Genomic DNA, 6,738 nt, shown 5'->3' on the forward strand with positions numbered 1-6,738 from the left:
CATGCGCAGCCTGCTGACCCCTGTCCTCGCCCTTCTGCTTGCCTGGCCCGCGCTTGCGGTCGAGCATGCCGTGGCGCCGGGCGAGGGCAGCCTTGCCGATGCCATCGCCGGGGCTGCCCCCGGCGATGTGCTGCGGCTTCGGGACGGGGTCCATGCCGGCCCCGTCACCATCGACCGGCCGCTGACCATCACCGGCACCCGCGCCGCCGTCGTGGACGGGCAGGGCCAGGGCACGGTCGTCACCGTCGCCGCGCCGGACGTGACGCTGCGCGGCTTTTCCGTTACCGGCTCGGGCATGGCGAACAAGGATCTCGATGCCGGGGTCAAGATCGTCAAGGGCGCCGACCGGGCGCAGGTGCGGGAGTTGCGGCTGACCGAGAACATGCACGGCATCGACGTGCATGGCGGGCGCGACGCCCAGGTCGTCGACAACGAGATCATCGGCACCCGCGATCCGCGCATGAACGAACGCGGCAACGGCATCTATGTCTGGAACAGCCCCGGCACGCTGGTCCAGGGCAATTCCGTCCGCTATGGCCGCGACGGCATCTTCTCGAATGCCAGCGCCGACAGCTTCTATCGCGACAACCTGTTTCGCGACCTGCGCTTTGCCGTGCATTTCATGTATACCCGCAACACCGAGGTGTCGGGCAATGTCAGCATCGGCAACCATCTGGGCTTTGCCATCATGTTCTCGGACCGGGCGGTGATCCGCGACAACCGCAGCCTGGGCGACCGCGAGCACGGGCTGATGCTGAACTATGCCAACAATGCCGACGTGACCGGCAACCTGATCCGCGGCGGCACCAAGAAATGCCTGTTCATCTATAATGCGCACAAGAACCTGATCTGGGACAACCGTTTCCAGGATTGCGGCATCGGCATCCATTTCACCGCCGGGTCCGAGCGCAACGTACTCAGCGGCAACGCCTTCATCGGCAATCGCGAGCAGGTGAAATACGTGGGCACCCGCCATATCGAATGGAGCCACGAGGGGCGCGGCAACTTCTGGTCCGACCATCCGGGCTTCGACCTGAACGGCGACGGCATCGCCGACGGCGTCTATCGCCCCAACGACCTGATGGACCATATCCTGTGGTCGCAGCCGGCCGCCGCGCTGCTGACCGGCGCCCCCGCCGTGCAGCTGATCCGCTGGAGCCAGCAAAGCTTTCCCGCCACCCTGCCGGGCGGCGTCCAGGACAGCGCGCCCCTGATGCGGCCCCTGACCATCCCCGTCCCGCCCGAGATCGAGGCTTACGAAGCCGAGGCTGCCGGGCGTTGGGCAAAAGGAAATTACGATGACATCGACCCTGACGATCTCGCGTCTCACTAAGCGCTTCCAGGGCGTCGAGGCACTGGCCGAGGTCTCGCTGGACCTCGGGCCGGGCATGCGCGTCGCGCTGCTGGGCCATAACGGCGCGGGCAAATCCACGATGATGAAGATCATCCTGGGCCTGATCCCCTTCGATGCTGGCGAGGTGCGCGTCTGCGGCGCCGCGCCCGGCTCGTCCCAGGCCCGCATGCAGGTGGCCTATCTGCCGGAAAACGCCGCCTTCCATCCCGCCCTGACCGGAGAGGAGCAGATCCGCCATTACCTGTCGCTGCGCGGCGAAAGCCCGCGCCGGGCCATGGAACTGCTGGAGCGGGTCGGGCTGGCCAAGGCCGCGCGCCGCCGCATCGGCACCTATTCCAAGGGGATGCGCCAGCGCGTCGGCCTGGCCCAGACCCTGATCGGGCGACCGCGGCTGCTGGTGCTGGACGAGCCGACCTCGGGGCTGGACCCGGTGTCGCGGCGCGATTTCTATGCGCTGCTGGACGGGCTCGCGGCCGAGGGGGCGGCGATCCTCTTGTCCTCGCATGTGCTGACCGAGGTCGAGGCCCGCACCGACCGCATCCTGATCCTGTCGCAGGGCCGGCTGGTGGCCGAGGGCACGCTGGCCGAGCTGCGCCGCCGCGCGGCATTGCCGGTCGGGCTGACCGTGACGCCCGCCGACGGCGCGGCCGGGGCGTTGGCCGCCGCATTGCCGCAGGCGCGGCTGGCGGGCGACGGCATGCTGCACCTGGCCTGCGCGCAGGACGAAAAGCTGGGCCTGCTGGCCCGCATCGCCGGGCTGGGCGCGCAGGTCGCCGATCTGGACGTGATCCCGCCCAGCCTGGAAGACATCTACAGCCATTTCAGCCGGAGGGACGGGCAATGATCCGCCGCATCCTTTCCACCGCGGCGCTGGAGTTCCGCATCGCGCTGCGCAACCGCTGGGTGGCCATCGCCACCTGCCTGATGGTGGTCTTTGCGCTGGTGCTGGCGGCGGCAGGCGCCGCGCCCACCGGCGATATCGGCGCCGACCGGCTGTCGGTCGTCGTGGCCTCGCTGACCTCGCTGGCCGTCTATCTGGTGCCGCTGCTGGCGCTGCTGATGAGCTTCGACGCCGTCGCCGGCGAGGTCGAGCGCGGCACGCTGCCCCTGCTTCTGACCTATCCCGTCGCACGGGCCGAAGTTCTGGCGGGCAAGCTGGTCGCGCATATGGCGATCCTGGCGCTGGCGGTCGGCGCGGGCTACGGCGCCGCCGCGCTGGCGGCGGTCTGGACCGATCCGGCCTCGACGGCCGGGCTGCCGGCGCTGTGGCGGCTGATGTGGAGCTCCACCCTGCTGGGCGCGACCTTCCTGGGCGCGGGCTACGCGCTTTCCAGCATCGCGCGGCGGCCCTCGGGCGCGGCGGGACTGGCGGTCGGGCTGTGGCTGGGGCTGGTGGTGCTTTACGACCTGGGCCTGCTGGCGCTGATCGTCGCCGATGGCGGCGGCGGCTTCACCACCGAGGTGCTGCCGGTCGCGCTGCTTGCGAACCCTGCCGACGCCTTCCGCCTGTTCAACCTCTCGGCCGCCCAGGCCACCGCTGCCGCTGCCGGCGTGGGCGGGGCCGCCGCGACCATCCCGCTTTGGCAATCGGCTCTGTCGGTCCTGGTCTGGCCGCTGGCCGCGCTTGGCCTTGCCATCGCCGCATTCCGAAAGGTCACGCCATGAGACATGCGTTGCTGCTGGTGCTGCTGCTGGGCCTTGTCGCCTGCCGCGAGGAGGTGGCGCAGGATACGGCGCCGGTCGAGATGAACGCCCAGACACTCGGCCATTTCTGCCAGATGAACCTGCTGGAGCATCCCGGCCCCAAGGCCCAGGTGCATCTGGAGGGGATGCCCGGCACGCCCCTGTTCTTCAGCCAGGTTCGCGACGCCATCGCCTATGCCCGGATGCCGGAGCAAAGCCATCCGATCCTGGCGATCCAGGTCAACGACATGGGCAAGCCGGGCGCCACCTGGGACGATCCCGGGCAGGGCAACTGGATCGACGCCGCGGACGCCTTTTTCGTCATGGGCTCGGCCCAGGCCGGGGGCATGGGGGCGCCCGAGGCGGTGCCCTTTTCCAGCCGCGAGGCCGCCGAAACCTTTGTCGCCGCGCAGGGCGGGCAGGTGATGCGGCTGGACGCGATCCCCGACGAAATGGTGCTCGCGCCCGAGGAAACCGTGCCCGACAGCAGCACCGAGGCCGATTTCCTGAACCGCCTGCGCGCGCTGAGCCAACCCAAGGAGCCCGCGACATGAGCCTGTCCCGCCGTCGCTTTCTGACCATCACCGCCGCCGTCGCGCTGCTGCCCGCGGGGCTGCGCGCCCAGCCCGGCAGGCATTGGGTCGGGCAGGCGCTTGGCGCCCGCGCCTCGATCCGCATCGACCACCCCGAGGCCGGGGCGATCACCGCCCGCTGCCTGGCCGAGATCGACCGGCTGGAAAACATCCTCAGCCTCTATCGCCCCGGCAGCGCGCTTGCGCGCCTGAACCGCGACGGCGTGCTGGATGCGCCGCCCTTTGAATTGCTCGACTGCCTGTCGCTGGCCGGCGCCGTGCATCGCGCCAGCGGTGGGCTGTTCGACCCGACCGTGCAGCCGCTCTGGTCGCTCTGGGCCGAGGCCGCCGTGAATGGCCGCCGTCCCACGCCCGAGGAGCGGCGCGATGCGCTGGCACGGACGGGCTGGGATCGGGTGCGGCTGGACGCGGCGCGCATCACGCTGGAGCCGGGGATGGCCCTGACGCTGAACGGCATCGGGCAGGGCTATGTCGCCGACCGTGTCGCCGCGCTGCTTGAGGCCGAGGGGCTGGGCGACATTCTGATCGATACCGGCGAATTGCGGGCCCTGGGCGGCCGGCCCGATGGGCGCGACTGGCCGGTCCGGCTGGCCGAGGGCGGCGCGGTGGGCCTGCGCGCCCGGGCGCTGGCGACGTCCGCGCCGCTGGGCACCAGCTTCGACGAGGCGGGCCGCGACGGCCATATCCTCGACCCGCTGAGCGGTGCGCCGGCCCGCCCGGTCTGGCGCGCGGTCAGCATCTCGGCCCCCGGCGCGGGTCTGGCCGATGCGCTGTCCACGGCGGCCTGCCTGACCGCGGACCTGCAGGAGATCCGTGCGCTGCTGGACAGGTTCGACGGCACCCGGCTGGAAGCCGCGCAGCGCCAGGCATAGCCACAGGCCCGCCGGGCCTTGATGCCGCCGCGCATGGCTGCGTGGCGGCTTTCGCATGTCCCGTACCCGCCTGGGGCCGGAATTCTGACGGGGTTGTGAATATTTTACAAAAACAGCGATCTTATCGTCAATTTATTTACAAAAAAATCTTTGAAAAAAAATGATTTACTGGAAATGAAAAGTTTGATTAACATTCGTCGCAATCGGTTTTCCGATGTCCGTTGCGGCACCTTGAGGAGGGTGTGGGCGTCCCGAACCGACCCCTGTCGCGAGTAGAGGAGGCGCGCATGACCATTGAAACTTCTGGGAAACATCCGATTCCGCCGGGTTTTGGGGATGCCCTGGTCCAGCCTGGCGATTACGCCCGCATGTATGCCGAATCGATCTCGGACCCTGACGGGTTCTGGGGCCGCGAGGGCAGGCGGCTGGACTGGATCCACCCCTATTCCAGGGTGAAGAACACCGATTTCGCCATGGGCCAGGTCTCGGTGAAGTGGTTCGAGGACGGCATCCTGAACGCCTCGGTCAACTGCATCGACCGCCACCTGCCCGGGCGCGCGAACCAGGCCGCGATCATCTTCGAGCCGGACGACCCGGACCAGCCGGCGCGCCACATCACCTATGCGGAACTGTCGGAAAAGGTGAACCGCTTCGCCAACGTGCTGCTGAGCCAGGGGGTGATGCGCGGCGACCGGGTGGTGATCTACCTGCCGATGATCCCCGAGGCGGCCTATGCCATGCTGGCCTGCGCGCGGATCGGCGCCATCCACTCCATCGTCTTCGCCGGCTTCTCGCCCGACGCGCTGGCCAACCGCATCAACGACAGCGGCGCCAAGCTGGTGATCACCGCCGACACCGCGCCGCGCGGCGGCCGCAAGACGGCGCTGAAGTCGAATACCGACGCGGCGCTGCTGCATTGCTCGGACCGGGTGCGCTGCCTGGTGGTCAGGCATACCGGCGACCAGACCAGCTGGATCGACGGGCGCGACGTGGACGTGCTGGCGATGATGGAGCAGGTCAGCCCGGATTGCCCGCCGCGGCCGATGAATGCCGAGGACCCGCTGTTCATCCTCTATACCTCGGGCTCGACGGGCAAGCCCAAGGGCGTGGTGCATTCGACCGCCGGCTACCTGCTTTATGCCGCGATGACGCATCAATACGTCTTCGACTACAAGGACGGCGACATCTTCTGGTGCACGGCCGACGTGGGGTGGGTGACGGGGCACAGCTATATCGTCTACGGCCCGCTGGCCAACGGCGCCACGACGCTGATGTTCGAGGGCGTGCCGACCTGGCCGGATGCCGGCCGCTTCTGGGCGGTCTGCGAAAAGCACGGGGTCAACCAGTTCTACACCGCGCCGACCGCCATCCGGGCGCTGATGGGGCAGGGGCCGGAATGGGTCGAGAAGCACGACCTGTCCAGCCTGCGGGTGCTGGGCACGGTGGGCGAGCCGATCAACCCCGAGGCCTGGGTCTGGTACGACCGGCATGTGGGCAAGGGGCGCTGCCCGATCGTCGACACCTGGTGGCAGACCGAGACCGGGGGTCACATGATCACCTCGCTGCCCGGCGCGATCGAGGCCAAGCCGGGCTCGGCGACGCTGCCCTTCTTCGGGGTCAGGCCGGTGGTTCTGGATGCCTCGAGCGGGGCGGTGCAGGAGGGCGACGGGGTCGAGGGGGTGCTGTGCATCGCCGACAGCTGGCCGGGGCAGATGCGCACGGTCTGGGGCGACCACCAGCGCTTCATGGAGACCTATTTCCAGCAATATCCGGGCTATTACTTCACCGGCGACGGCTGCCGGCGGGACGAGGACGGCTATTACTGGATCACCGGGCGGGTGGACGACGTGATCAACGTCTCGGGCCACCGGATGGGCACGGCCGAGGTGGAATCGGCGCTGGTGGCGCATGAGAAGGTGGCCGAGGCGGCGGTGGTGGGCTATCCGCACCCGCTGAAGGGCCAGGGCATCTATGCCTATGTGACGCTGATGAACGGGGTCGAGCCCAGCGACGAGCTGCGCGCCGACCTTGAGAAATGGGTGCGCACCGAGATCGGCCCGATCGCCAAGCCCGACCTGATCCAATGGGCGCCGGGCCTGCCCAAGACCCGTTCGGGCAAGATCATGCGCCGCATCCTGCGCAAGATCGCCGAGGACGATTTCGGCGCCCTCGGAGACATCTCCACGCTCGCAGACCCGGGCGTCGTGGACCAACTCATCGAAAACAGAATGAACCG

The 6,738-nt window shown here is 68.8% G+C and carries 6 protein-coding genes; all 6 read left to right on the forward strand.

Annotated features, from left to right (window positions below; all coding sequences use genetic code 11):
• The first annotated feature begins 1 nt into the window (after nucleotide 1).
• Complete coding sequence (locus BLT64_RS18835) at nucleotides 2-1,333, forward strand: nitrous oxide reductase family maturation protein NosD (RefSeq protein ID WP_011750447.1); 1,332 nt, start codon at nucleotides 2-4, stop codon at nucleotides 1,331-1,333.
• On the forward strand, nucleotides 1,299-2,198 hold the full coding sequence (locus tag BLT64_RS18840) for an ABC transporter ATP-binding protein (protein ID WP_011750446.1): 900 nt from the start codon (nucleotides 1,299-1,301) through the stop codon (nucleotides 2,196-2,198). Before BLT64_RS18835 ends, BLT64_RS18840 begins: the two co-directional genes overlap by 35 nt.
• On the forward strand, nucleotides 2,195-3,019 hold the full coding sequence (locus BLT64_RS18845; protein ID WP_011750445.1) for an ABC transporter permease: 825 nt from the start codon (nucleotides 2,195-2,197) through the stop codon (nucleotides 3,017-3,019). The genes BLT64_RS18840 and BLT64_RS18845 overlap by 4 nt, the downstream gene beginning before the upstream one ends.
• On the forward strand, nucleotides 3,016-3,591 hold the full coding sequence (locus BLT64_RS18850) for a nitrous oxide reductase accessory protein NosL (protein WP_011750444.1): 576 nt from the start codon (nucleotides 3,016-3,018) through the stop codon (nucleotides 3,589-3,591). Before BLT64_RS18845 ends, BLT64_RS18850 begins: the two co-directional genes overlap by 4 nt.
• Nucleotides 3,588-4,502 carry an FAD:protein FMN transferase gene (locus BLT64_RS18855; protein WP_011750443.1) on the forward strand — a complete coding sequence of 305 codons (915 nt, stop codon included), beginning with the start codon at nucleotides 3,588-3,590 and terminating at the stop codon, nucleotides 4,500-4,502. Before BLT64_RS18850 ends, BLT64_RS18855 begins: the two co-directional genes overlap by 4 nt.
• Nucleotides 4,503-4,789: 287 nt before the next feature.
• Nucleotides 4,790-6,738: acetate--CoA ligase (gene acs / locus BLT64_RS18860; RefSeq protein ID WP_074810581.1), on the forward strand; the 1,949-nt coding region annotated here is incomplete at its 3' end.

Source organism: Paracoccus denitrificans, from assembly GCF_900100045.1.
GTDB classification, from domain to species: domain Bacteria; phylum Pseudomonadota; class Alphaproteobacteria; order Rhodobacterales; family Rhodobacteraceae; genus Paracoccus; species Paracoccus denitrificans.

Coding starts and splice junctions, on each gene's coding strand:
- BLT64_RS18835 (WP_011750447.1), top strand. CDS start 2: ATGCGCAGCCTGCTGACCCCTGTCCTCGCCCTTCTGCTTGCCTGGCCC.
- BLT64_RS18840 (WP_011750446.1), top strand. CDS start 1,299: ATGACATCGACCCTGACGATCTCGCGTCTCACTAAGCGCTTCCAGGGC.
- BLT64_RS18845 (WP_011750445.1), top strand. CDS start 2,195: ATGATCCGCCGCATCCTTTCCACCGCGGCGCTGGAGTTCCGCATCGCG.
- BLT64_RS18850 (WP_011750444.1), top strand. CDS start 3,016: ATGAGACATGCGTTGCTGCTGGTGCTGCTGCTGGGCCTTGTCGCCTGC.
- BLT64_RS18855 (WP_011750443.1), top strand. CDS start 3,588: ATGAGCCTGTCCCGCCGTCGCTTTCTGACCATCACCGCCGCCGTCGCG.